This window comes from Sphingomonas sp. IBVSS2, from assembly GCF_002127225.1.
GTDB lineage: Bacteria > Pseudomonadota > Alphaproteobacteria > Sphingomonadales > Sphingomonadaceae > Sphingomonas.
Genome location: NZ_NFUR01000003.1, coordinates 628406 through 651232 on the forward strand (window position 1 = coordinate 628406; position 22827 = coordinate 651232).

Here is a 22827-nt window from a genome sequence, read left to right on the forward strand (position 1 = left end):
ATCGCCGCATGGACTTCACTCCGCAACAGGCGATCCTCGAACTTGGCGACGGCTTCTACGATCCGGTCGCGGCGGCGCCGTTCCCGAAGGCGATCCTGCGCTTCCGCAACGATCGGGCCGCCGCCGAAGTGGGGCTGGACGGCCTGTCGGATGCGGAATGGATCGCGCATTTCGGACGGTTCGAGCCGCTGCAGGGCTCGCTCGCCGCGCCGCTGGCGCTGCGCTATCACGGCCACCAGTTCCGCGTGTACAATCCCGAGATCGGCGACGGCCGCGGCTTCCTGTTCGCGCAAATGCGCGACCGGCACGGCCGGCTGATGGATCTGGGCACCAAGGGATCGGGGCAGACGCCCCATAGCCGCTTCGGCGACGGGCGCCTTACGCTGAAGGGCGGCGTGCGGGAAATTCTCGCCACCGAGATGCTGGAGGCGCTGGGCGTCGAGACTTCGCGCAGCTTCTCCCTCATCGAGACCGGCGAGGCGCTCCACCGCGGCGACGAGCCGTCACCCACCCGCTCGTCGGTGCTCGTCCGCCTCAGCCACGGCCATATCCGCATCGGCACCTTCCAGCGCCTCGCCCATCTCGACGACCGGGACGCGCTCCGCCGGCTCACCGCCTATGTGCTGCGCCACTATCATGGCGAGGAAGTTGGCGAGGACGGCCCTGCCCGCCTGCTTGCCCATGTCGTCCGGCGGACCGCCCGGATGGCGGCGCGCTACATGGCCGCCGGCTTCGTCCACGGCGTGCTCAACAGCGACAACATCAACGTCACCGGCGAAAGCTTCGATTATGGCCCATGGCGCTTCGCACCGTTCTGGGACCCGGGCTTCACCGCCGCCTATTTCGACCATGCCGGGCTCTACGCCTTCGGCCGCCAGCCCGAAGCGATCTACTGGGATGCGATGCAGCTCGCCATCTCGCTCCGCCCGATCGCCGAGGAGGAATCGCTGATCGAGGCGATGGACCTTTTCCCCGAGGCCTATCGGCGCGAAGTGACCGACGCGCTGCTCTGGCGCCTCGGCGTCGTGCCGCGCGGCACCGAGGCGGATCGCGTGCTGACGGCCACGCTCGAAAAGGCGCTCGCCGAGACGCTGACTCCGCTGGACGCGTTCTTCTTCGAGGCATTCGGCGGCGCGCTTCCTACCCATTTTGGCGAAGCGTTCGACGATCTGCGCGGCCAGCTCGAGCATTACCGCCCCCGCAAGGCGCGCGACCATGGCTATTGGTCGGGCGCTCCCTGTTCGATGCTGATCGACGAGGTGGAAACGATCTGGGCGGCGATCGCCGAAACGGACGATTGGGGACCGCTCCACGCGAAGGTCGCCACCATCCGGCGCATGGCTCAGGCACTGGCCTAGCCGCCAAAATTCGTGCAAGAGCGCCTGATCCTTCCTGAAAGTGCATCCCCGACATCGAATGCCCGGCACGGAAATCATCTCGACCGAACCCGCCACCGGCGCCGTTCTCTGGCGCCAGGCCCGCGGAGACGCCGACAGGGAAGTCGCGTCCGCGCGCCAGAGCTGGGCCGCCTGGGCCGCGCATCCGCTCGCCTATCGCATCGAGGCGCTGCGCCGCTTCGCCAATGTCGTGCGGCAGAAGGCGGACGCCTTCACCGATCTGCTCGCCCGCGAAACCGGCAAGCCGCTCTGGGAGGCGCGCAGCGAAATCGAGACGGTGATCTCCAAGGTCGACATCTCGATCACCGCCTTTTCCGAGCGCACCGGCCAACGCCGCATCGACGCGCCGATGAACACGCGCCTGGCGTTGCGCCACAAGCCGCACGGCGTGCTGGCGGTGCTGGGTCCGTATAATTTCCCCGTCCACCTGCCGAACGGCCATATCGTCCCCGCGCTGCTCGCCGGCAATGCCGTGGTGTTCAAACCTTCGGAGAAGACCCCCGCCTCGGGCGCCTTCCTGGTCGATTGCTACCGCGCCGCCGGCATTCCGGAAGGCTGCATCCGCCTGCTGGTCGGCGGCCCGGACGAAGGCAAGGCGCTGGCCGCGCATCCGGACATTGACGGGCTGCTGTTCACCGGCTCGGCCAATACCGGTATCGCCCTAAACCGCCAGTTCGCCACCAAGCCCGAGAAGATCCTCGCGCTCGAGATGGGCGGCAACAATCCGATCGTGGTGTGGGATACGCCCGATCTCTATTCGGCCGCCGTCCTCGTCGTGCAGTCGGCCTTCACCACCGCCGGCCAGCGCTGCACCGCCGCCCGCCGCCTGATCGTCGACGAGAAGCTCCACGAGCCGCTGATGGCCGAGCTGAACAAGCTGATCGGCCGGCTGATCATCGGCGAGCCGCACGCCGACCCCGCGCCCTTCATGGGCCCGGTGATCGACAATGACGCGGCCGACATGCTCACCGAGAGCTTCCTGGCGCTGCTCACCATGGGCGGCCGCCCGATCCGCCACATGGAACGTCCGATCGAAGGCCGCCCGTTCCTCACGCCCGGCGTGATCGACATGACCGGCGCCAACGAGAAGGTGGACGTCGAGCTGTTCGGCCCGATCCTCCAGGTCTTCCGGGTGAACAGCTTCGAGGAGGCGATCGCCGAGGCGAACGACACGCGCTACGGCCTCTCAGCCAGCCTGGTCGCGCAGAATCCCAAGCTCTACGACCAGTTCTGGGCGAATATCCGCGCCGGGATCGTCAACTGGAACCGGCCGACCAACGGCGCTTCCTCCGCCGCGCCCTTCGGCGGCGTCGGCTGGTCGGGCAACCACCGGCCCAGCGCCTATTACGCAGCCGATTATTGCGCCTATCCGGTGGTCTCGTCGGAAAGCGACTCCGCCCGCGCCTCGATGGGCGTGGGCCTGCGCGACGCCTGAGCAACACTTTGTTACAGCAGCGTCATTGAAGCGGACATGACCGCCGCCTAGATTGTTCCTTGCGGACCGGGCCCCTCTGGCGAGGGCTTCTACAAGCCCTCGTGATGTCGGACCGCATCGAGCGCGCTCGGTGCAGGTTTCGGACGGCCAGTCCCCCTTCCCCACCGAGACCGGACCGAGTGGCGCTCGATCGAATGCCTTGCTTCGATTGGAGTTTTCACACGTGAACCCTCTCTACCAGATCCCCCGCACCGGCGCCGCCGCCGCGCGCTTCGACGAGGGGCTGCGCCAGCACATGCTGGGCATCTACCGCAACATGGGGATCGGTCTGGCGATCACCGGCCTCGTCGCGCTCGCCGTGGCGAACACGCCGGCGCTGGTCGCGCTGATCTTCGGCACCCCGCTGAAATGGGTCGCCATGTTCGCGCCGCTCGCCTTCATCTTCTTCTTCCAGTTCCGCATCGAGCGGATGAGCGTCGCTGGCGCGCGCACCGCCTTCTTCGCCTTTGCCGGCGTGATGGGCGTGTCGATGGCGAGCATCTTCCTGGTCTTCACCGGCCAAAGCATCGCCATGGCCTTCTTCGCCGCCGCCGCGATGTTCCTGGCGCTCAGCCTGTTCGGCTATTCGACCAAGCGCGACCTGACCGGCATGGGCACCTTCCTGTTCGTCGGCCTGATCGCGGTGGTGCTGGCGAGCATCGTCAACATCTTCCTCGGCTCGTCGATGCTGCAGATGCTGCTCTCGGTCGTGGGCATCGTCGTGTTCGCCGGCCTCACCGCCTGGGACACGCAGCGCCTGAAGAGCGAATATGCCCATTACGGCCGCAGCGAGGCTGCCGACAAGCTCGCGATCATGGGCGCGCTGTCGCTCTATCTGAACCTGATCAACATGTTCCAGCTGCTGCTCGGCCTGATGGGCCAGCGAGAGGAGTAACCATGGCCAGCTTCACCTGCCCCGTCGACGGCACCGTGCTGGTGCCGGTCGAGCGCTCGGGGATCGAGATCGACCATTGCCCCAGCTGCCGCGGCGTGTGGCTGGATCGCGGCGAGCTCGACAAGATCATCGAGCGCAGCGCCGCCCCGGCCGCGGCTCCGCCACCCCAATATCGCGAGGAACGGCCCCGCCATGACGAGCGCGGCCATGGCTATGGCCATGGCGGCGGCCACTATCCGCAGAAGCGCCGCAAGTCGTTCCTCGAGGACCTGTTCGACTGATCCGTTCCCGCCCGCGTGCAGGCGCATTACACGCGGGCAGACGGCGGCGCGGCCCTTCCCCCTCTCTCACCTGCGAGGGTCGCGCCCCGTCCACCCACTTCCTCCCCGCGCCGTTGCGGCTATGATGTGACCGCTAACAGGGGAGGAAGACCATGTTCACCCGCAGGTCCCTGCTCGGAACGGGCGCCGCCGCGCTGGCCGGCACCGCGCTGCACCTCCCCGTCGCCGCCGCGCCCGGCGACTTCGTCACGCGCCAGGGCATGGGCCTGTTCCTCGGCGGCAAGCCCCATCGCTTCGTCGGCGCGAACATGTGGTACGCCGCCTGGCTGGGCGCCGATGCTCCCTGGGGCAATCGCGATCGCCTGCGCCGCGAACTCGATGCCCTGGTCGCGATGGGCGTTCGCAACCTGCGCATCGCCGCTTCCGCCGAGGATTCGCCGCTCAAGAATTCGGTGAAGCCAGCCTTCCGCACCCGGGGGAGCGCCTGGAACCCGGCACTGGTCGACGGCCTGGCCTTCGCGCTTTCCGAACTCGGCCGGCGCGATATGAAGGCAGTGCTCTACCTCACCAATTTCTGGGAATGGTCGGGCGGGATGATGACCTATCTCAGCTGGACGAATGGCGGGAAGTATCTCGACGCGAACGATCCCGCGCATCCCTGGCCGGCATTCCCGGACATGGCCGCGCAATTCTATGCCAGCGCCGAGGCGGTGGGCCTGTATCACGACTATGTCCGCGCCATGGTGGAGCGTCACGCCGGCGATCCGACGATCATGGCCTGGCAACTCGCTAACGAGCCGCGCCCCGGCGGCAGCGCCAAGGCAGCAGAACCGCTGCTTTCGGCCTATCATGGCTGGATCCAGGGCACCGCCAGGCTGATCAAGTCGCTTTCGCCGCGGCATCTCGTCTCGACGGGCAGCGAGGGCCTGATGGGCTCGATCGAGCGCGCCGATGTCTACAGAGCGGCCCATGGCTTCCCCGAGATCGACTATCTGACGGCGCATATCTGGCCGCTCAACTGGGGCTGGGTCGATGCCAGGAACATTGCCGGCACCAACGAGGCGAGCTTCGCCAGGGTGCGCGAGTATATCGCCCGCCACATCGCGCTGGCCAGGGAACTGGGCAAGCCGCTGGTGGTCGAGGAATTCGGCTATCCGCGCGACGGCGGCGGCTATGATCCCGAGTCGGCGACCAGCTTCAGGGACCTGTACTACAAACTGATCTACGCCGAGGTGGAGGCCAATCCGGGCATCCTCGCCGGTTCCAATTTCTGGGCCTGGAATGGCGAGGGCCGCCCGGCACATGGAGACCACCGCTTCCGGCCCGGCGATACCGCCTGGCTGGGCGATCCGCCGCACGAGCCGCAGGGCTGGTACGGCGTGTTCGACGGCGACGCGACGACACGGGCGGTGATCCGGGCGCATGCGCAAGCGCTCGCCGCAATGCACGGCAACTAGATCCGGCGTTATCCGGCGCATCAAAAGCCATTTCGGATACGAAAAATCTCCAATACCGAAAATACTGCTTAGTATGATTCACAGTCGCATGCCGACAACGAACGGCATTACTATGAACATTCCGCGTTGTTCGTGAAATTTATGGAGATTTCCTATGGAACTTGTTCTTGAGAAATCAGCCGACGTCAAAGACATCGCGAAAGAGTTTTCGGATGTCGTCGATTGGAGGAAATATGATGGCCAACGCGTCAGGGGATCCAGTGGGCCGAATGTCTACCTGATGCTGAACGGCATCCTTCGCTGGATTCCGGACGCCACGACTTACGCCCAGCTCTTCCGCAACTGGGACGGGATCTCGGTCAACGACTATCTGGTGGACAATGCGCCGTCCGGCGAACCGATCACCAGTGGGTCCGTTCTCATCAACGACGGGGGCACGATCTACCTCGTGACCCTGTCCCGGAAGATGTGGGTTCCGGATATGGCGACCTACAACAAGTTCAACTTCGGCATGCCGGTAACGGTACCGCACATCGTCGCGCAGTATCTCCCGACGGGACCCAATGTCGGCTGACCCCCAGGGGCCGGGATAGTTTCGCTAGCCCGGCCCCAACCAAGCCTCGGTTGTCGCGGGCGCCCGCCAGGCGCATCTGCCGCAAATGGCAACGCTCCTCGATCCCACCGCGCGCGGGCGCGTGATCCTTGTCGGCGCGGGCCCCGGCGATCCGGGCCTGCTCACCGTGCGCGCCGTCGAGGCGCTGCGCCAGGCCGATGTGCTCGTCCATGACGGACTGGTCGATCCCCGCGTGCTCGACCTCGCGCCCCAGGCACACCGCATCTCGGTGGCCAAGTCGCGCTCGAAGCACACCCTGCCCCAGGACGCGATCAACGCGCTGATCGTCGCCCATGTGAAGACCGGCGCGATCGTCGTCCGCCTGAAGGGCGGCGATCCGTTCATCTTCGGCCGCGGCGGCGAGGAAGTCGAAGCGGTGCGCGCCGCCGGTCTGCCCGTCGAAGTCATCCCCGGCATCTCCGCGGCCCTCGGTGCGGCCGCCGAGGTCAACCTGCCCCTTACCCATCGCGACTGGTCGAGCGCGGTCAGCTTCGTCGCCGGCCAGTGCAAGGGCCTCAGCGAGCAGGACTGGTCCGGCCTGGCGGGCAAGGGCCGCACGCTGGTGATCTATATGGGCGTCGCCACCTGCCCGGACATCTCCGAGAAGCTGATGAACGACGGCGTCTCGCCCGACATGCCTGTTGCCGTGCTCGAGCGCGGCACGCTGGAGGGCAGCCGCGCCCTGCGCACGCTGCTCGCCGATCTCGGCCCGATGGTCGCTCGCGAGAAGGTGCAGAGTCCCGCGATCATCATCGTCGGCGAAGTCGTCATGCTGGCCGACGCCGAGGACAAGCTCGCCAGATGGGCGAAGGCGGCGGAGAATCTGGAAGGGCTTGGGGCATGAAGCTGCTCACCGGAAACGATCTCCCCACCGGGGACGTCACTTGGTGGACCGGCACCGGCTGGTCCCGCCATGTCGAGGATGCCGTCGATGTCGGCGACCAGGGCGAGGCGATCGCGCATGCCGAGGAAGGCGCCCGCCGCGTCAACGGCCCCTATGTGATCGACGCCACCGCCACGCCCGAGGGTCCGCGCCCCGCGCACATCAAGGACCGCATCCGCGCGCTCGGCCCCACCGTCCGCCCGGACCTGACGCTGAAGCCGGCGGATCCGAATGCGGGGAGCTGGGTGATATGATGTTCGCACGCGAAGGCGCGGAGGCGCGGGGATTGTTATCGCGCAGAGGCGCAGAGAGCGCAGAGAGAAAGGCAGGCGCGTTAGCGCGCTTTTCGCCTTCGTCAGAGATTGAAAGGCTGCTGGCGCAGCCGAGCGAGACACCTCGGCGCTCTCTGCGCCCCTGCGCGAACCAATTGCTCTCTACCCTCGCGTCCGCGCGTCCCCACGCGAACGAAATCGAAGCGATCCGCTGATGTACAAATATGACGAATATGACCATGCGATCGTAGCCGCCCGCGTCGAGGAGTTCCGCGACCAGGTGCAGCGCCGTCTCGCCGGCCAGATCACCGAGGATCAGTTCAAGCCGCTGCGGCTGATGAACGGCCTCTACCTCCAGCTCCACGCCTATATGCTGCGCGTCGCGGTGCCCTATGGCACGCTCGACAGCCGCCAGATGCACATGCTGGCGCACATCGCCCGCAAATATGATCGCGGCTATGGCCATTTCACCACGCGCCAGAACCTGCAGTACAACTGGATCAAGCTCGAGGACGCGCCGGATATCCTCGCCGATCTCGCCACGGTCGAGATGCATGCCATCCAGACGAGCGGCAACTGCATCCGCAACATTTCGTCGGACCAGTTCGCCGGCGCCGCCGCGGACGAACTGACCGATCCGCGCCCCTGGGCCGAGCTGCTGCGTCAGTGGAGCAGTTTCCACCCCGAGTTCAGCTATTTGCCGCGCAAGTTCAAGATCGCGGTGATCGCGGCCGAGGAAGACCGCGCGGCGATGCGCCTGCACGATATCGGCCTGCGGATCGTCGAGCGCGACGGCCGGCTGGGCGCCGAGGTCTATGTCGGCGGCGGCATGGGGCGCACCCCGATGATCGCGCCGCTGATCAAGGATTTCGTGCCATTCGAAGACTTTGTCAGCTATCTCGAGGCATGCCTGCGCGTCTATAATCGCTATGGCCGGCGCGACAACATGTACAAGGCCCGGATCAAGATCCTGATCCATGAGCTGGGCGCGGAGAAATACGCCGCCGAGGTCGAAGAGGAGTTCAGGGCCGTGAAGGCGCTGGGCATCGATCCGCCCCGGGCCGAGTTCGACCGCATCGCCGCCCATTTCGCCCCGCCGGCCTATGATGTGCACGCCGCGGACGAACTCGACCGCAGCGACCCCGATTTCGCGGTCTGGCTCGACCAGAATGTCTCGGCACATAAACAGCCCGGCCATGCGGTGGTGACGATCAGCCTGAAGCCGATTGGCGGCATCCCGGGCGATGCCAGCGCCGACCAGATCGACCTGATGGCCGATCTGGCAGAATCATTTAGTTTCAATGAGTTACGCGTAACGCACGCACAGAATATCGTCCTTCCGCACGTCGCTGTGTGCGACCTTCGCCATATTTGGGAGCAGCTGCGCGATGCCGGGCTGGCCGAGGCCAATCTCGACCTGATCAGCGACATCATCGCCTGCCCGGGCCTGGACTATTGCTCGCTGGCCAATGCCCGCTCGATCCCGCTGGCGCAGAAGATTGCCACCCGCTTCTCGGATATCGGCCGCCAGCGCGAACTGGGCGAGCTGAAGCTCAAGATCAGCGGCTGCATCAACGCCTGCGGCCACCATCACGCCGGCCATATCGGCATCCTCGGCGTCGACCGTAAGGGCGTGGAGAACTACCAGCTGCTGCTGGGCGGTTCGGGCGCGGAGGACGTCTCGCTCGGCACGATCACCGGCCCCGGCTTCAGCGAGGACGGCATCGTCGACGCGATCGAAAGGGCCACCGACGTCTATCTGCGCGAGCGGGACGAAGGCGAGCGCTTCCTCGACACCTATCGCCGACTCGGCATGGCCCCGTTCAAGGAGGCGATCTATGGGTGACCTGCTACGTTACCGCACCGACGAGGCGCATGAGGAGCCCGCGGTCACGCTCGACAGCTTCCTCGGCCAGTCCAACGCTACCGCCGTCCGCATCGAGGCGGGCGAGGATGCGCGCGTGCTCCTGCCCCATCTCGATCGCCTCGCCCTGGTCGAAGTGAGCTTCCCCAAGTTCCGCGACGGCCGCGGCTATTCCACCGGCCGCATCCTGCGCGAGGCGGGCTATGCGGGCGAGCTGCGCGCGCAGGGTGACGTGCTGGTCGACCAGATCCCGCTGATGCGCCGCTGTGGCTTCGACAGCTTCGCGCCCGAGGCGCCGGTCGACGAAGCCGTGCTCGCCGCCAGCCTCGCCCGATACGAATATCACTACCAGGCCGCCGCGGATCCCGCGATCCCGGTATGGAAACGCCGGCATGGCTGAGGCGGCGCGCAAGCTGGACCGGGAGGTCGATCGCCTCGACATCGCCCCGCGCTGGACCGCGGCGGACGCGATCCGCCTCAACAACCTGTTCCGCGGCACCGACACGCCGGAGATGCTGCGCGAGGTGCTGGGCAACCACATGCTCGGCGATGTCGCTCTCGTCTCCTCCTTCGGCGCGGAGAGCGCAGCGCTGCTCCATCTGGTGGCACAGGCCGACGCGAATACCCCGGTGATCTTCCTCGATACCGGCAAGCATTTCCCCGAGACGCTGGCGTATCGCGATCAGCTCGCGGCCCATCTCGGCCTGAGCAATCTCCGGATCGTCGCGCCCGATGCCGAAGCGATCGAGAAGCGCGACGCCACCGGCCTGCGCTGGTCCTATGATCCGGACGGCTGCTGCGAGATCCGCAAGGTGATCCCGCTCGAAAAGGCGCTGGCGGGCTTCGACACCAGCATCACCGGCCGCAAGGCGTTCCAGGCATCGACCCGCAATGCCCTGCCCCGCTTCGAGCTCGACGGCGACCGGCTGAAGTTCAACCCGCTGGCCACCTGGACCAAGGCGGATATCGAAGCCTGGTTCGAACGGCACGACCTGCCCCGCCACCCGCTGGAGGCGCAGGGCTATCTCTCGATCGGCTGCGCGCCGTGCACCAGCGTGGTCAAGCCGGGCGAGGATCCGCGCTCGGGCCGCTGGCGCGGCTGGGACAAGACCGAATGCGGCATCCACACGCCGATCGAGGATGGCGACCCCAACCAGCCGAGCTTCTGATAGGCTCGGGCAGATGTCGATTCGCTCGCTGTTCCCGCTCCTCGCCCTGCTCGCCACCGCTGCCGCTCCCGCGTCCGGCTGGCGCCTCGAACCGGGCGAGACGGCTGCGCATTTCGCCGCCCGCGTGCTCGGCCGGTCCGAGGGTGAAGTGAACATTGTCGATACGGCATGGAATGGCCGCCGCACGATCTTCGCCGACTATCAGCGCACGGAGCGGCAGAAGGACTATGACGTCACGCATCGCGAGCTGTTCGCGCTGGTGCCGCAGCCGGACGGCAATTGGCGCCGCATCAGCGTCACCACGGGCGAGGAAGAAGGCGGCGAAGCGGAAGTCGCCGCGATCGGCTTCGCCAACGCCGATCGCGACACGGATCGCGAACTGATCGTGATCCTCAGATGGCCGCAACAGCATTACGACTATAGCGGCGCCCTCTACGAGGTCCGGCTGTTCGACGCGCCCGTGCCCGGGCAGTCCAGGCTGACCTATCTCGAAGCCGCTAGCGGGAAATTTGGCGGCGTCGGCTGCGAATGCAGCGCGCGGGACGGCGACGACAAACATTATCGCTTCAAGACTATCGCCGCGGTAAAGCAGGAACTGAAGCGACTGGGCTATTAGCGCTCGCGCATGATCCGCTCGACACGGGCAGTGAGGTCGTCGACCGCGAAGGGCTTGGTCAGCACTTCCATGCCATGCTCGATATGGCCGTGGTTGAGCACGGCATTTTCGGCATAGCCGGTGATGAACAGCACCTTGAGGTCGGGCCGCCCCGCCCGCGCCGCATCCGCCACCTGCCGCCCGTTGAGCCCGCCGGGCAAGCCGACATCGGTGATCAGCAGGTCGATCCGTTCGGTACCCTCCAGCAGCTTGAGGCCCGCCGGACCGTCCGCCGCTTCCAGGCAGGAATAACCAAGCTCGCCGAGCGCATCCACGATCAGCATCCGCACCGTCGGCTCGTCGTCGACGACGAGCACGATCTCGCCTTCATGGCTGGCCGGCGCCGCGACGCTGCCCGCCGCCGGCCCCGGCGCGTCTTCGTCGCCCGGATAGCGCGGCAGGTAGACGCACACCATCGTCCCCTGGCCCAGCTCGGAATAGATTCGGACCTGGCCATGGCTCTGCCGCGCGAAGCCATAGACCATCGACAGGCCCAGGCCGGTCCCCTCGCCCAGCGGCTTGGTGGTGAAGAAGGGATCGAATACCCGGTCGAGTATCTCCTTCGCGATGCCGGTGCCGGTGTCGCTCACGCAGACCGCGACATATTGGCCCGGCTCCAGCCCCCGTTCGCGCGCGGTGCGGTGGTCGAGCCATTTGTTGCCCGTCTCGATGGTGATCTTTCCGCCGCCCGGCATCGCGTCGCGCGCGTTGATGCAGAGGTTCAGGATCGCGTTCTCGAGCTGGTTGGCATCGACCAGGGTGGGCCAGAGCCCTCCCGCCGCGACGGTCTCCACTTCGATCGCCGGCCCCACGGTGCGCCGCACCAGCTCGACCAGATCGGAGAGCAGCCGGTTGATCACCACCGCCTTGGGCGAAAGCGTCTGACGCCGCGAAAATGCGAGCAGCCGATGCGTCAGCGCCGCGGCGCGCCGGGTCGCGCCCTGGCCCGCCGCCAGATATTTCTCCACCTCGCGCCCGCGCCCCTGCGACAGCCGCGTCCCGATCATCTCGAACGCCCCCGATATGCCGGCGAGCAGATTGTTGAAGTCGTGCGCGATCCCGCCGGTGAGCTGGCCCACCGCCTCCATCTTCTGCGCCTGGCGCAGCGCCTCCTCGGCATGGCGGAGCCGCTCCTGTTCCCGCAACCGCTCGCTCACGTCGTAGACGAAGGAGAAGGCGCCGATCTTGCGCCCCTCGGCATCGCGCAGCGAGCTGAAGCGCTGCTCGTAGAAATGGAGCGCACCGTCGGGTGCTTCATATTCGACGATGTTCGAATAGCCGTCCTCGGCCAGCGCGCGGTCCCATACGCCGCGCACCTTGTCCTGGTGCACATGGCCGTCGAGCAGATCGACCTGTCGCGCACCGATCTGTGGCTGCACCCCGAAGATCCGCTCGAACTCGACCATCGCCGCGTTGTTCACCGCAACCCAGCGCCCTTCCATGTCGACCACCTGGACAAAGGCTTCGCTGCCGTTGACGATGTCGGCAAGCACCGCGCGTTCGGCCAGCGCCTCGGCCACGCGCGCTTCCAGCGTGCGGTTGAGCGCGAGCAGGTCCTTCTCCGCCCGGCGGCGCCCGGTCACGTCCTGGAACAGCACCGCGACCTGCCTGCGGCTGGGCGGTTCGATCCGGAAGGCCGATAGCGAAAGATAGCGCCCGGTCGCCTCCAGCTCGCGCTCGAAGCGGATCGGATTGCCGGTGCGCAGCACATCGCCATAGCGCGCGACCCAATCGTCCGCCTCGTCCGACACCATTTCCCGCAGCCGCTGCCCCACCACATCGGGTATGCCCGCGTGCAAGGCATAGGCGGCGTTGGCCTCGACATGGACATAGTCGCTCATCGGCCCGTGCGGTCCGTCGAGGAACTCGATGATGCAGAAGCCCTCGCCCATGGTGTCGAACAGAGTGCGATAGCGCAGGTCCGTCTCGTCGCGCAGCTTGAGCTCGCGCCGCAGGTTGAGCTGATGCATCACTTGGTGCCCGAGCACTTCGAGCGTGCGGCGCTGGAGGTCGGTGAGGCCACGGGGTTTGGCATCGAGCACGCACAGGGTTCCGATCGGCAGCCCCTCGGCAGTGCGCAGCTGGGCCCCCGCATAGAAGCGGATGTGCGAATCGCCGGCCACCAGCGGCGTTTCGGCGAAGCGCGGATCCTGCGAGGCGTCGGGGACGAGCATCAGCTCGTCCTGGAGCAGCGCGCTTTCGCAGAACGACATGTCGCGATCCATGCCGAGCAGGTCCACGCCGTGCGCCGCCTTGAAGAACAGGCGGTCGCTGCCGACGAAACTCACCAGCGCGATCGGCGTCTCGCAAATGTCGGCCGCGAGCCGCACGACCTCGTCGAACGCCGGCTCGCGCGGCGTGTCGAGGATCTCATATACCTCCAGCGCTTGCAGCCGCAGCCGCTCGCGATCTTCTCGCTCGTCCGTCATCAGGCCGGATCGCTGCCCTTATCCCCACGCCGCCCGTCGGCTGCGCGTTGCTAAGACGCATCTTGCCCGATTTTGTTTCGTCGCGCGAACGAAAGCGTCAATAGCCGCCGGGTGCCAGGTCGCTGAACTTGGTGAACTGGCGATCGAAGCGCAGGTCGACCGTGCCGGTGGCGCCGTGACGCTGCTTGGCGATGATCACGCTCGCCTTGTTCGCCACCTGGAGCTGATGGTCGTGCCAGGCCTGGTATTTGGCGATCTCGTCGGGCGTGGAATTGCCGTCCGGCGCCTTGGGCGCCTTGAAGTCGTGATAATATTCGTCGCGATAGACGAACAGCACGATATCGGCGTCCTGCTCGATCGAGCCCGATTCGCGCAGGTCCGAAAGCTGGGGCCGCTTGTCCTCGCGGCTCTCCACCGCGCGGCTGAGCTGGGAGAGCGCGAGCACCGGCACGTGCAGCTCCTTGGCCAGCGTCTTCAGGCCGCGGCTGATCTCCGAGATTTCCTGCACGCGCCCGTCGCCCGATGCCTTGGCCGAGCCGGTGAGCAGCTGGAGATAGTCGACCACTACGAAGCCGATCTTGTGCTGGCGCTTCAGGCGCCGCGCCCGGGTCCGCAGCGCGGCGATGGTGAGGCCGGGCGTGTCGTCGATATAGAGCGGCAGCCGCTCCAGATCGCCGGCCGCCCGCGCGAACTTCATGAACTCGGGGCCCGAGATATTGCCCGTGCGCAGCTTCTCCGAACTGACTTCCGACTGTTCGGATAGGATACGCAGCGCCAGCTGATCGGCCGACATTTCGAGGCTGAAAAAGGCGACCGGCGCACCGATCGACTTCTCCTCGGGGATGCCGGCCTCCATGTCGTCGAGATAGCGCTTGGCCGCGTTGAACGCCATGTTGGTGGCGAGCGAGGTCTTGCCCATGCCCGGGCGCCCGGCGAGGATCAGCAGATCCGATCGGTTGAGGCCGCCGGTCATAGCGTTGAAGTCGGTCAGGCCCGAAGTGATGCCCGAAACGCTGCCGCCCGAATTCATCGCCCGCTCGGTATGGCGCACCGCCACCGTCGCGGCGCGGGTGAAGCTCTTGGCGCCGGTATCCTCGCCGCCCTTCTCCGCCACTTCGTAGAGCTTGAGTTCCGCCTGCTCGATCTGCTTGGCGGGATTGATTTCCTGGCTGGTGTCGAGCGCATTGTCGACAAGCGCACGGCCCACGCCCACCAGCGCGCGCAGCATGGCAAGATCGTAGACCTGGTCCGCGAACGCACGCGCGCCGATCAGGCTGGCCGGATTGCCGGTCAGCTGCGCCAGATAGGCGGGGCCGCCCAGCTCCTTCATCGCCGCGTCGGCCGTGAACAGCGGCTTGAGCGTCACCGGCGTCGCCAGCCGGTTGTCGCCCACCAGCGTCGCGATCGCATCGTAGATGCGGCCGTGCAGCGGCTCGAAGAAATGCTCGGGCCGCAGCTTCTGAAGGACGTCCTCCGCGACTCGGTTGTCGATCATCATCGCGCCGAGCAGCGCCGCCTCCGCCTCCACGTTCGCGGGCAGGCTCAGGCCCTCGGGAGAATCGGGAATCGGAAGGGGGATAGGCTGCGCCATGACTCTCCTGTGACGCGCTCGTCCGGCGGCATCAACGTTGCGTGCTTGTGGATAACGGGCATGACCGGATAGGAGCCGGTCATGGCCGATCCGCGCATCATAGACGTGACGCTCGACGAACGCACTATCCTTTGGCGCTCGGCGGACATCGAGCAGGAGCGCCGGATCGCGATCTTCGACCTGCTCGAGGAGAACAGCTTCGCTCCGCAGCGCCCGCAGGCGGACGGCTATGCCGGCCCCTACAAGCTCCACCTCGCCGTGCAGGAGGGGCGCCTGGCGCTGGAGATCAAGCGCAAGGACGGCTCCCTGCAGGAGGCGCTGATTCTCGGACTCGCCGCATTCCGTCGCCCGATCCGCGATTACTTCGCCATCTGCGACAGCTATTATGCCGCGATTCGCAACGCCACGCCCGCGCAGATCGAGACCGTCGACATGGCGCGGCGCGGCATCCACAACGACGCGGCGTCGCTGCTCAAGGAACGGCTGGAAGGCAAGATCGAAGTGGATTTCGACACTGCCCGCCGCCTGTTCACGCTGATCTGCGTGCTCCACATCAAGGGCTAGGCAATTGCACCTCCGCGTTCTCGCGCGCCGGCTGCGCTTCGTCGTGCCGGGGCTGATCCTTCTGGGCCTGCTCGGCTGGAGCGCATGGCTGTTCGCCTCGCGTTGGCGCCCCTCGCCCGGCGATTTCCCGGTGCAGGGGGTCGACGTGTCCGAAGAAGCCGGGCCGATCGAATGGTGGACCGCCAAGAAGGCCGGTATCGACTTCGCCTATATCCGTGCCACCACCGGCGCCGATGCCCGCGATCTGCGCTTCCCGGAGAACTGGCGCTGGACGTTCGAGGCGGGTATCCGCCGCGGGGCGCTTCACGTCTATTCCCTGTGCCGGCTCGCCGCCGACCAGGCGGGCAATTTCATGACGACGGTGCCGCGCTCGGACGATCAGTTGCCGCCCGCGGTGGAAATCGATTTCCAGCCCGATTGCCCGGCCCGGCCCGAGCGCCAGGTGGTGCTCGGCGAGCTGGGGCGCTTCCTCCACAATGTCGAGACCCATATCGGCAAGCCCGCGATCCTGATGGTCTCGAGCCGCTTCGAGAGCCAATATCGCCTGGGCGATGCCTTTCCGCGCCTGCTCTGGGCCCGCCAGGCCTTCTTCCCCCCCTCGTATTTCGTGCGGCCATGGTCGATATGGCAGGCATCGCGCCACCGCCGCATCGATGGCATCGGCGCACCGGTCAATTGGGACGTGATGGCGAAATGAGCGAAGTGAACCCCAAGGCGCTGATCGAGGCCGCGCGAAAGGCTTCGAAGCACGCCTATGCCCCCTATTCCAATTTCGCGGTCGGCGCCGCCGTGCTGCTCTCGGACGGGACCATGGTGACCGGCGCCAATTTCGAGAATGCGAGCTATGGCCTGTCGCTTTGCGCCGAGACGGTGGCGCTGGCCAGGACGAGCAGCGAGGGGCGCCTGGCGGACGTCGTCGCGATCGGCGTGATCGGCGGCCGGATCGGCCATGCGGACACCGCGCCGGTGAGCCCCTGTGGCCGCTGCCGCCAGATCATCAACGAAGCCGCACAGCTCGGCGGCCGCGACCTGCCGGTGTTCTGCGGAGGCGCCGCGGGCGACGAGATCGCCGCGTACACGCTCTCCCAGCTGCTCCCAGCCGCATTCGGGCCGCGTGACCTGGGGCTGGCCTGAGCCGGCCCGGCGCCGCGGGGACTTGCCCTGCCGCTCGCTTCCGGCAAAACCGGCGCCATGATCCTTTCAGACCGCTGGATTCGCGAACAGGCCCTCTCCACCGGGATGATCGAGCCCTTTGTCGAGGCACAGCGCCGCGAGGGCTGCATCAGCTACGGCCTCAGCTCCTATGGCTATGACGCGCGCGTCGCCGACGAGTTCAAGATCTTCACCAATGTCGATTCGGCGGTGGTCGATCCCAAGGATTTCGCGGCGAACAGCTTCGTCGATCGCAAGACCGACGTCTGCATCATCCCGCCCAACAGCTTCGCGCTGGCCCGCACCGTCGAATATTTCCGCATCCCGCGCGATACCTTGGTCATCTGCCTCGGCAAGTCGACCTATGCGCGCTGCGGGATCATCGTGAATGTGACGCCGCTCGAGCCCGAATGGGAGGGGCACGTCACGCTCGAATTCTCGAACACCACGCCGCTCCCCGCCAAGATCTATGCGAACGAGGGCGCGTGCCAGTTCCTGTTCCTCAAGGGCGATCAGCCCTGCGAGACCAGCTACGCCGATCGCGCGGGCAAATATATGGGCCAGCGCGGCGTCACGCTGCCGCGGCTCTAGGACTTTCCCGAAAATGAAGTCGGCGCCGCGATGGGGCGGCGCCGCTTGTTCGCCGCCGGCCGCGCATCACGCAGCCAGGCGGCAGGAAATGGGCTCAGCGCGCGCTCAGCTGGAGCGTGCGGATATATTGAAGCCCCTTGTTGGCGATCGCATGCGAAGTCGACACGCGGTCCGCCGAGAGGTCCATCTCGAAGTCGCGCTGTTCGAGCACGCGCAGATAGAGCGCCCGCGCTTCGGACGTGCGTCCGGTCTGCGCATAGACCGCGGCCAGATTGAGCAGCAGTTCGGGCTGATCGGGATCGAGGCGGAGCCGGCTGTTGAGCTGCTGCTCGGCCTTCGAGAAATTGCCGTCGAAGATCGCGGCACTGGCGACAGGATCCCCGTTGCCACGCTGGGCCTGCGCCGGAAGCGCAGCGAGCGCGAACGGGGCGGCGGCAAGGACAATGAGCGCGATGCGCATACTCCTACTCCTTCTGTTACGTCACAAAGACAATTTTGTGACTCTTTGAAGACAGTAGTGTTACACTTCCGCGTCACGCATACAAGCCACTTGTCGCCTGCGCCCTGGCTTCGGCGCAAAAAAGAAAGGCGGCCCCGAAGGACCGCCTTCCCTTGTCTCAAATCCGGCCCCGCTGGGGCGGCGGATCAGAAATCGTTGCGATACTGCTCGTTGCCGACGAAGCCGAGCTTGTTCACGTTCGCACGCTTGATGATCGCGAGAACCCGGTCGACAACTTCGTAACGCGTCTGCGGGTCGGGCTGGAAGTGCAGCTCCGGCTCCGGCGACATCTGCAGCGTCTGATCCAGATACTGGCGCAGCGTCACGTCGTCGATCGGCGCGCTGTTCCAGTAAACCTGGCCCTGCGCATCGATATAGACCTTGTTCTTCTCCGGCTCGACGATGTTCTGCGGCTTGCTGTTCGACTGCGGAAGGTCGACTTTCACCGCATGCGTCTGAATCGGGATCGTCATGATGATCATGATCAGGAGCACCAACATGACGTCGATCAGCGGCGTCGTGTTGATTTCCATCATCGGGCCGTCGTCACCGCCGCCGCCCACGCTCATACCCATAGTCTAAACTCCTTTGAGCAGGCCGTCAGAGACGGACCGTGGCCGAGCCGGCGGGCGGTTCGGAAATGAAGCCGACCTTGACGAAGCCCGCCATCTGCATGGCGAAGATCGTGCCGCCGATGCAGCGGTAGGGCGTGTTCACGTCGCCGCGGATGTGCACTTCGGGAAGCTCGAGGCCGGCAGCGTTGATGCCGCCCTGCTTGTCGATTTCCTTCTTCAGCTTCTCCACCGCCTTGTCGACCAGTTCCCTGCTCGTCACCGGGGTCATGCCCCAGAACACTTCGCACTTGCCGCCATTGGCCGTGACCGAGAGCGACACGTTCTCGGGCTTGGTGGTCGTCGGCTCGAACTGAACCTTGGGGAGCTCCAGCTTCACCGTCTGGATCACGACCGGAACCGTGATCAGGAAGATGATGAGGAGCACCAGCATCACGTCGACGAGCGGCGTGGTATTGATGTCCGACATGGGAGCGTCTTCACCGCCCCCGCCTACGCTCATCGCCATTGCGCGCTATCCTATCCTTCTAATCCAAGCTCCGGCCGAAGCCGGAGCCGGGCCGCGCATCCCGGGGGAATGCGCGGCCCCGCATATTCCAGATCGCTTAGGCGCGCGGCGCGGTGCTGGTCGTCGCGGCCGGAGCGGCCTTGGCGGGAGCAGCCTTGGCAGCGGCCGGACGCACGCGGCCGTCCGAAGCGAGATAGCCGAGCAGATCGTTCGAGAACGCGTTCAGGCTCTCCGAGATCTTCTTGTTGCGCGCCTGCAGCCAGTTGAAGGCGAGCACGGCCGGAACGGCGACGGCGAGACCGACGGCGGTCATGATCAGCGCTTCACCGACCGGACCGGCGACCGCGTCGATCGACGCCTGGCCGGCAGCACCGATCTTCACGAGCGCGCGGATGATGCCGATAACGGTACCGAACAGACCGATGAACGGCGCGGTCGAACCCACGGTGGCGAGGAACGACAGGCCGCTCTTCAGCTGCGAGTTGATCAGGTCCTCCGAGCGGGCGAGCGAGCCGTGCAGCCAGTCATGCGCCTCGACCGGATCGGTCAGCTTCGAGTGCTGCTCCTGGGCGGCCAGGCCGTCGTCGACCAGCTGGCGATAGGCCGAGTTCTTCTCGAGCTTCGCCGCGCCTTCGCGCAGGCTGTTCGCGTTCCAGAAGCCGGCGCGGACGCGCTTGGCCTGGTTGAGGATCTTCTGCTGCTCGAACAGCTTGGTGAACAGGATGTAGAGCGAGAAGAACAGCATCAGCACCAGGATGCCGAACACCGTCTGCGAGATCAGGCCGCCCTCACGGAGCGCCGGAATCAGGCCGTACGGATTTTCCTTGGGCGCCGCGGCGGCGAGAATGGTCGTGAGCATTGTCGGTTCTTTCCTCTAACTAAATAGCGCTTTTTATCCAATCGCCCGGCGCGCCCCGCGGGGAGCGCGCCGGTGAAACACACGGGCTAGCTCGGGATCTTCCAGGTGAAGCTGCCGTTATAGGGTGCAGGGATCTTGTTCCCGCTCTCGTCCTCGGCCGGATTGAACCGGGCGCGGCGCTTGAGCAGCGAGCAAGCCGTGCTGTCGAGAACGGACACGCCGCTCGAACCCGTCACGGTGCAGTTGGTCACCTTGCCCGTCGCGTCCACGTCGAGGCGGAAACGGACGGTGCCGGCCTGCTCGGCGCGCAGCGCCGCGGCAGGATAGTCGTCGTCCGTCACCCAGCCCTGCGGCGAACCACGCGGCGTGAGCTTCTTGGCGATCCGCGGCGGAGGCGGCGGCGCCGGAGCCGGAGCCGGCGGCGCGGGCGGAGCCGGCGGCGTGATCGGCGGCGGCGGCGGGATGATCGACGTGGTCGGGATCGGCGGCGCCTGGGTAGGCACCGGAACCGCGGCCGGCGGCACGACGATCTGGGTGGGCGGCGGCGGCACCGGGGTATCCGGCGGCGGCGGCGGCGGCGGCACTTCCTCGGGCGGGGGCGGCGGCTCTTCCACGTCGAACGTGTTCAGCTTCTCCGCCTGCTTCTTGATATATTGATATGCAAGGCCCGTGACGAAGGCGTACCCCATGCCAGCCACGATGATCGCGACCAGTATGATCGCGATGACGCGACTGCCACTTGTATTACGGTCAGCGTAAGACATCCGGCAACGTCACTCCTCTAATCCTGACATGCAACCCCGTGCGGCGGGATTCTGCGACCCGTGCACAAGCCTGCCCGCCGTGCGCTATATGCGTCATGATCGGCAGCGGGCGAGTCTCTATCGCGCGCACCGGGTGGACGCAAACCCTTTGTCGGACAATCAGGGCGTACGGTCGCCCAACGGCGGAATTATTTCTGTATAGCCGTGGCACAATCCGGTAACGCGAACGATATGAACCGCACCTTTCCCGCCATGTTTTCTTGCGCGATTGCGCTAGGTGCACCCTTAGGTGCAGCCGCTAAACCCCAGCAAACGCAGGCACAAACCGCCGCCGTTTTACCCAGCTATGCCACCTTGGCGCGGCACGTGACCACGGCCCCGCTGATCATCGACGCGCGCATCCGCAAGGCGGACCGGCTGAAGCCCGAAGAATCGCCCGGTCTGGCCGCCGATACGGCCCGTTTCCTGGTCGAAGCCGATGTTTCCGCCCTGATTCGGGGCAACCAGGCCATGGCCACGCGCATCACCTACACGGCCGATGTCCCGCTCAATGCCAGGGGCAAGCCGCCCAAGCTGGCCAAGCTGCGCGTGCTGCTGTTCGCCCGCCCCGTCCCCGGCCGGGCCGGCATGGTGCAGCTCACCGGATTGCAGAGCCAGATGAACTGGTTGCCCGAGCTGGATGCCCAGATTCGCGCGATCACCAAGGACGCGCTCGCGGCCGACGCGCCGCCCGCGATCACCGGCGTCGGCAATGCCTTCCATGTTCCCGGCTCCCTGCCCGGCGAGGGCGAGACCCAGGTCTTCCTGCAGACCGCGAGCGGCGCGCCCGTATCGCTCCAGATACTCCGCCGTCCGGGCGAAGCGACGCGCTGGAGTGTTTCATTGGGGGACATTGTCGACGAATCGGCGGGCGCGCCGAGCGCGAATACCTTCCTCTGGTACCGCCTCGCCTGTGGCCTGCCGCGCAGCCTGCCGGCCGAAAGCGTCGAGTCGGACGATGCCCAGAACGCCGCGAAGGCGCGCGAGGACTATCAGTTCGTCCTGCGCTCGCTGGGGCCTTGCGTCTGATTGGATAGTCATCCGGGCGGGAACCCGGATGACCGTTAGCGGCGCGCGCGCACCAGCGTGATGCCGATCGATTCGCCCTGCTCGGCAATGGCGAGCTTGACGATGCGCACCTCGACCCGCCGCACCCGCGCATCGCCGACGAACAGCGTGTCGCAGATATGCTCGGCCACGGCTTCCACCAGCGTGAAGTGCACGTCCTTGGGCAGAGCGTCGGTCGCCGCGTGCTTCACGTCCATATAGTTCTTCGAGGCCTTGAGCGGCGTGTCGGGTTCGAAGCGCTCGGGCATGGCGATGTCCACCGTTACCGAGATGCGCAGCGGCTGCGGCAGGTGCGTCTCTTCCGAATAGACGCCGGTGAGGACTTCGACTTCCAGGTCGTGCACCTGGAGCTGGAGGGAATCGGACAAGTGGCCTGGGCCTTTCAGGGAGGACAGGCCGCGCCCAATAGCAGATGCGCGCGCCCACGAAACCCCGCCCCTCCGCGCGTGCGTGCGGCGCAACAAGTGGTGCCGATATATTCAGTATTGCGAAAGCGCCGATCGGCGCTATTTCGCGCGGCCCCGAGTTCGATCCCGGGGCGTTACGAAAGGAATGTATGAAGTGATCGTATTGCTGCCGCTCGAGACCGTGGATCCTCAGGCCGTCGAGACTCTGCTCGACCGCGCTTTTGGTCCGGGCCGACGCGCGCGCACTGCGTACCAGGTCCGCCTCGGCACTTCCGAGATTCCGGAACTCAGCTTCGCCGCGGTGGCGGACGATGGCAGCCTGATCGGCGCGATCCAGTGCTGGCCGGTCGAACTCGAATGCGATGGCGGCGGCAGCGTGCCGATGGTGATGGTCGGACCCGTCGCGGTCCAGCCCGATCGCCAGCAGGGCGGTGTCGGCCGCATGCTGATGGAGCGGATGCTCGAAGCCGCGAAGGGCTCGCCGCTTCCCGGCGCCGACGCGCTGATGCTGATCGGCGACCCCGAATATTATGGCCGCTTCTTCGATTTCACTACGGAAAGGACCGGCGGCTGGCGCCTGCCCGGCCCGTTCGAGGCCCGCCGCCTGCTCGCGCGCGGTGCCGGCGTACCGGCGGGCCCGGGCATGGTCGGGGGCCGCCTTCGACGTGCTGCCTAGGCGTTGAGCGTCGCTTCCGGGGCTTCCAAAACAGGACTTTGTCTGCTTGGGTCCCCGGCATGGCAGATCGCTCGCCACGCCGCCTTCGCGCCCTTCGCTCCCCCGATCGTCGGGCATGCCGAAAACGGGGAGCCCATAGCGTGGTTCT

26 protein-coding genes are annotated in these 22827 nt (G+C 66.4%); 18 read left to right on the forward strand and 8 right to left on the reverse strand.

From position 1 onward, the window contains the following. Positions 1–8 precede the first annotated feature (8 nt). The 12 genes from CAP40_RS13205 to CAP40_RS13260 all read left to right on the forward strand — a co-directional run bounded on the left by CAP40_RS13205 (position 9) and on the right by CAP40_RS13260 (position 10921). The gene (locus CAP40_RS13205; protein ID WP_086129954.1) at positions 9–1358 is read left to right on the forward strand and encodes a protein adenylyltransferase SelO family protein; all 1350 of its coding nucleotides are present in this window, start codon (positions 9–11) and stop codon (positions 1356–1358) included. Between the two features lie 58 nt (positions 1359–1416). Then, positions 1417–2832, forward strand: coding sequence for a succinylglutamate-semialdehyde dehydrogenase (gene astD, locus CAP40_RS13210; protein ID WP_086129955.1), 1416 nt, complete (start codon positions 1417–1419; stop codon positions 2830–2832). Positions 2833–3055: 223 nt separating this feature from the next. Next, positions 3056–3766 (forward strand): Bax inhibitor-1/YccA family protein, encoded by a 711-nt coding sequence (locus tag CAP40_RS13215; protein ID WP_086129956.1) that lies wholly within the window; start codon positions 3056–3058, stop codon positions 3764–3766. A gap of 2 nt (positions 3767–3768) precedes the next feature. Then, positions 3769–4047, forward strand: coding sequence for a zf-TFIIB domain-containing protein (locus tag CAP40_RS13220; protein ID WP_086129957.1), 279 nt, complete (start codon positions 3769–3771; stop codon positions 4045–4047). Between the two features lie 152 nt (positions 4048–4199). After that, positions 4200–5504: a cellulase family glycosylhydrolase gene (locus CAP40_RS13225; protein ID WP_086129958.1), complete on the forward strand. Its 1305-nt coding sequence runs from the start codon at positions 4200–4202 to the stop codon at positions 5502–5504. A 154-nt stretch (positions 5505–5658) separates the two neighbouring features. Further along, positions 5659–6078, forward strand: coding sequence for a hypothetical protein (locus CAP40_RS13230; RefSeq protein ID WP_144034353.1), 420 nt, complete (start codon positions 5659–5661; stop codon positions 6076–6078). Positions 6079–6163: 85 nt separating this feature from the next. Further along, the gene (gene cobA / locus CAP40_RS13235; RefSeq protein ID WP_086129960.1) at positions 6164–6961 is read left to right on the forward strand and encodes a uroporphyrinogen-III C-methyltransferase; all 798 of its coding nucleotides are present in this window, start codon (positions 6164–6166) and stop codon (positions 6959–6961) included. Then, a complete protein-coding gene (locus CAP40_RS13240; RefSeq protein ID WP_086129961.1) occupies positions 6958–7254 on the forward strand; it encodes a DUF2849 domain-containing protein in 297 nt (98 codons plus the stop codon). Before cobA ends, CAP40_RS13240 begins: the two co-directional genes overlap by 4 nt. Positions 7255–7486: 232 nt before the next feature. Then, positions 7487–9118, forward strand: coding sequence for a nitrite/sulfite reductase (locus tag CAP40_RS13245; RefSeq protein WP_086129962.1), 1632 nt, complete (start codon positions 7487–7489; stop codon positions 9116–9118). Next, positions 9111–9536 carry a DUF934 domain-containing protein gene (locus CAP40_RS13250; protein ID WP_086129963.1) on the forward strand — a complete coding sequence of 142 codons (426 nt, stop codon included), beginning with the start codon at positions 9111–9113 and terminating at the stop codon, positions 9534–9536. Before CAP40_RS13245 ends, CAP40_RS13250 begins: the two co-directional genes overlap by 8 nt. After that, entirely contained in the window at positions 9529–10305 is a 777-nt protein-coding gene (locus CAP40_RS13255) for a phosphoadenylyl-sulfate reductase (RefSeq protein WP_086129964.1), read from the forward strand. The genes CAP40_RS13250 and CAP40_RS13255 overlap by 8 nt, the downstream gene beginning before the upstream one ends. A gap of 13 nt (positions 10306–10318) precedes the next feature. Beyond that, positions 10319–10921: a hypothetical protein gene (locus CAP40_RS13260; protein ID WP_086129965.1), complete on the forward strand. Its 603-nt coding sequence runs from the start codon at positions 10319–10321 to the stop codon at positions 10919–10921. Here the strand turns inward: CAP40_RS13260 and CAP40_RS13265 are convergent. Then, positions 10918–13389 (reverse strand): ATP-binding protein, encoded by a 2472-nt coding sequence (locus CAP40_RS13265; RefSeq protein WP_086129966.1) that lies wholly within the window; start codon positions 13387–13389, stop codon positions 10918–10920. The genes CAP40_RS13260 and CAP40_RS13265 overlap by 4 nt on opposite strands. A gap of 97 nt (positions 13390–13486) precedes the next feature. Further along, the gene (locus tag CAP40_RS13270) at positions 13487–14980 is read right to left on the reverse strand and encodes a replicative DNA helicase (protein ID WP_086129967.1); all 1494 of its coding nucleotides are present in this window, start codon (positions 14978–14980) and stop codon (positions 13487–13489) included. 81 nt (positions 14981–15061) lie between these two features. Here CAP40_RS13270 and CAP40_RS13275 point away from each other — a divergent pair, with 81 nt between their 5' ends. The 4 genes from CAP40_RS13275 to dcd are packed head-to-tail and all read left to right on the forward strand — an operon-like array spanning position 15062 to position 17287. Then, positions 15062–15544, forward strand: coding sequence for a UPF0262 family protein (locus CAP40_RS13275; protein ID WP_086129968.1), 483 nt, complete (start codon positions 15062–15064; stop codon positions 15542–15544). A gap of 4 nt (positions 15545–15548) precedes the next feature. Next, complete coding sequence (locus tag CAP40_RS13280) at positions 15549–16241, forward strand: GH25 family lysozyme (protein WP_256924180.1); 693 nt, start codon at positions 15549–15551, stop codon at positions 16239–16241. Then, complete coding sequence (locus tag CAP40_RS13285; RefSeq protein ID WP_086129969.1) at positions 16238–16678, forward strand: cytidine deaminase; 441 nt, start codon at positions 16238–16240, stop codon at positions 16676–16678. Before CAP40_RS13280 ends, CAP40_RS13285 begins: the two co-directional genes overlap by 4 nt. A 57-nt stretch (positions 16679–16735) precedes the next feature. Then, positions 16736–17287, forward strand: a complete 552-nt coding sequence (gene dcd, locus CAP40_RS13290; RefSeq protein WP_086129970.1) for a dCTP deaminase — start codon at positions 16736–16738, stop codon at positions 17285–17287. Positions 17288–17381: 94 nt separating this feature from the next. Here the strand turns inward: dcd and CAP40_RS13295 are convergent, their stop codons facing one another. The 5 genes from CAP40_RS13295 to CAP40_RS13315 form a co-directional block, all read right to left on the reverse strand. After that, entirely contained in the window at positions 17382–17747 is a 366-nt protein-coding gene (locus tag CAP40_RS13295; protein ID WP_086129971.1) for a tetratricopeptide repeat protein, read from the reverse strand. 185 nt (positions 17748–17932) lie between these two features. Next, on the reverse strand, positions 17933–18355 hold the full coding sequence (locus CAP40_RS13300) for a biopolymer transporter ExbD (protein WP_086129972.1): 423 nt from the start codon (positions 18353–18355) through the stop codon (positions 17933–17935). Between the two features lie 31 nt (positions 18356–18386). Next, entirely contained in the window at positions 18387–18866 is a 480-nt protein-coding gene (locus tag CAP40_RS13305) for a biopolymer transporter ExbD (RefSeq protein ID WP_086129973.1), read from the reverse strand. A gap of 97 nt (positions 18867–18963) precedes the next feature. Further along, positions 18964–19725: a MotA/TolQ/ExbB proton channel family protein gene (locus CAP40_RS13310; RefSeq protein ID WP_086129974.1), complete on the reverse strand. Its 762-nt coding sequence runs from the start codon at positions 19723–19725 to the stop codon at positions 18964–18966. Between the two features lie 86 nt (positions 19726–19811). Next, positions 19812–20489: an energy transducer TonB gene (locus CAP40_RS13315; RefSeq protein WP_086129975.1), complete on the reverse strand. Its 678-nt coding sequence runs from the start codon at positions 20487–20489 to the stop codon at positions 19812–19814. Between the two features lie 366 nt (positions 20490–20855). Between CAP40_RS13315 and CAP40_RS13320 the strand changes: the two genes are divergently transcribed. Continuing rightward, positions 20856–21557 carry a hypothetical protein gene (locus CAP40_RS13320; protein WP_256924181.1) on the forward strand — a complete coding sequence of 234 codons (702 nt, stop codon included), beginning with the start codon at positions 20856–20858 and terminating at the stop codon, positions 21555–21557. 35 nt (positions 21558–21592) lie between these two features. Here CAP40_RS13320 and CAP40_RS13325 read toward each other — a convergent pair whose 3' ends face one another. Beyond that, positions 21593–21964, reverse strand: a complete 372-nt coding sequence (locus CAP40_RS13325) for a dihydroneopterin aldolase (protein WP_086129976.1) — start codon at positions 21962–21964, stop codon at positions 21593–21595. 184 nt (positions 21965–22148) lie between these two features. Between CAP40_RS13325 and CAP40_RS13330 the strand changes: the two genes are divergently transcribed. Further along, positions 22149–22679: a GNAT family N-acetyltransferase gene (locus CAP40_RS13330; protein WP_086129977.1), complete on the forward strand. Its 531-nt coding sequence runs from the start codon at positions 22149–22151 to the stop codon at positions 22677–22679. Positions 22680–22827 lie beyond the last annotated feature (148 nt).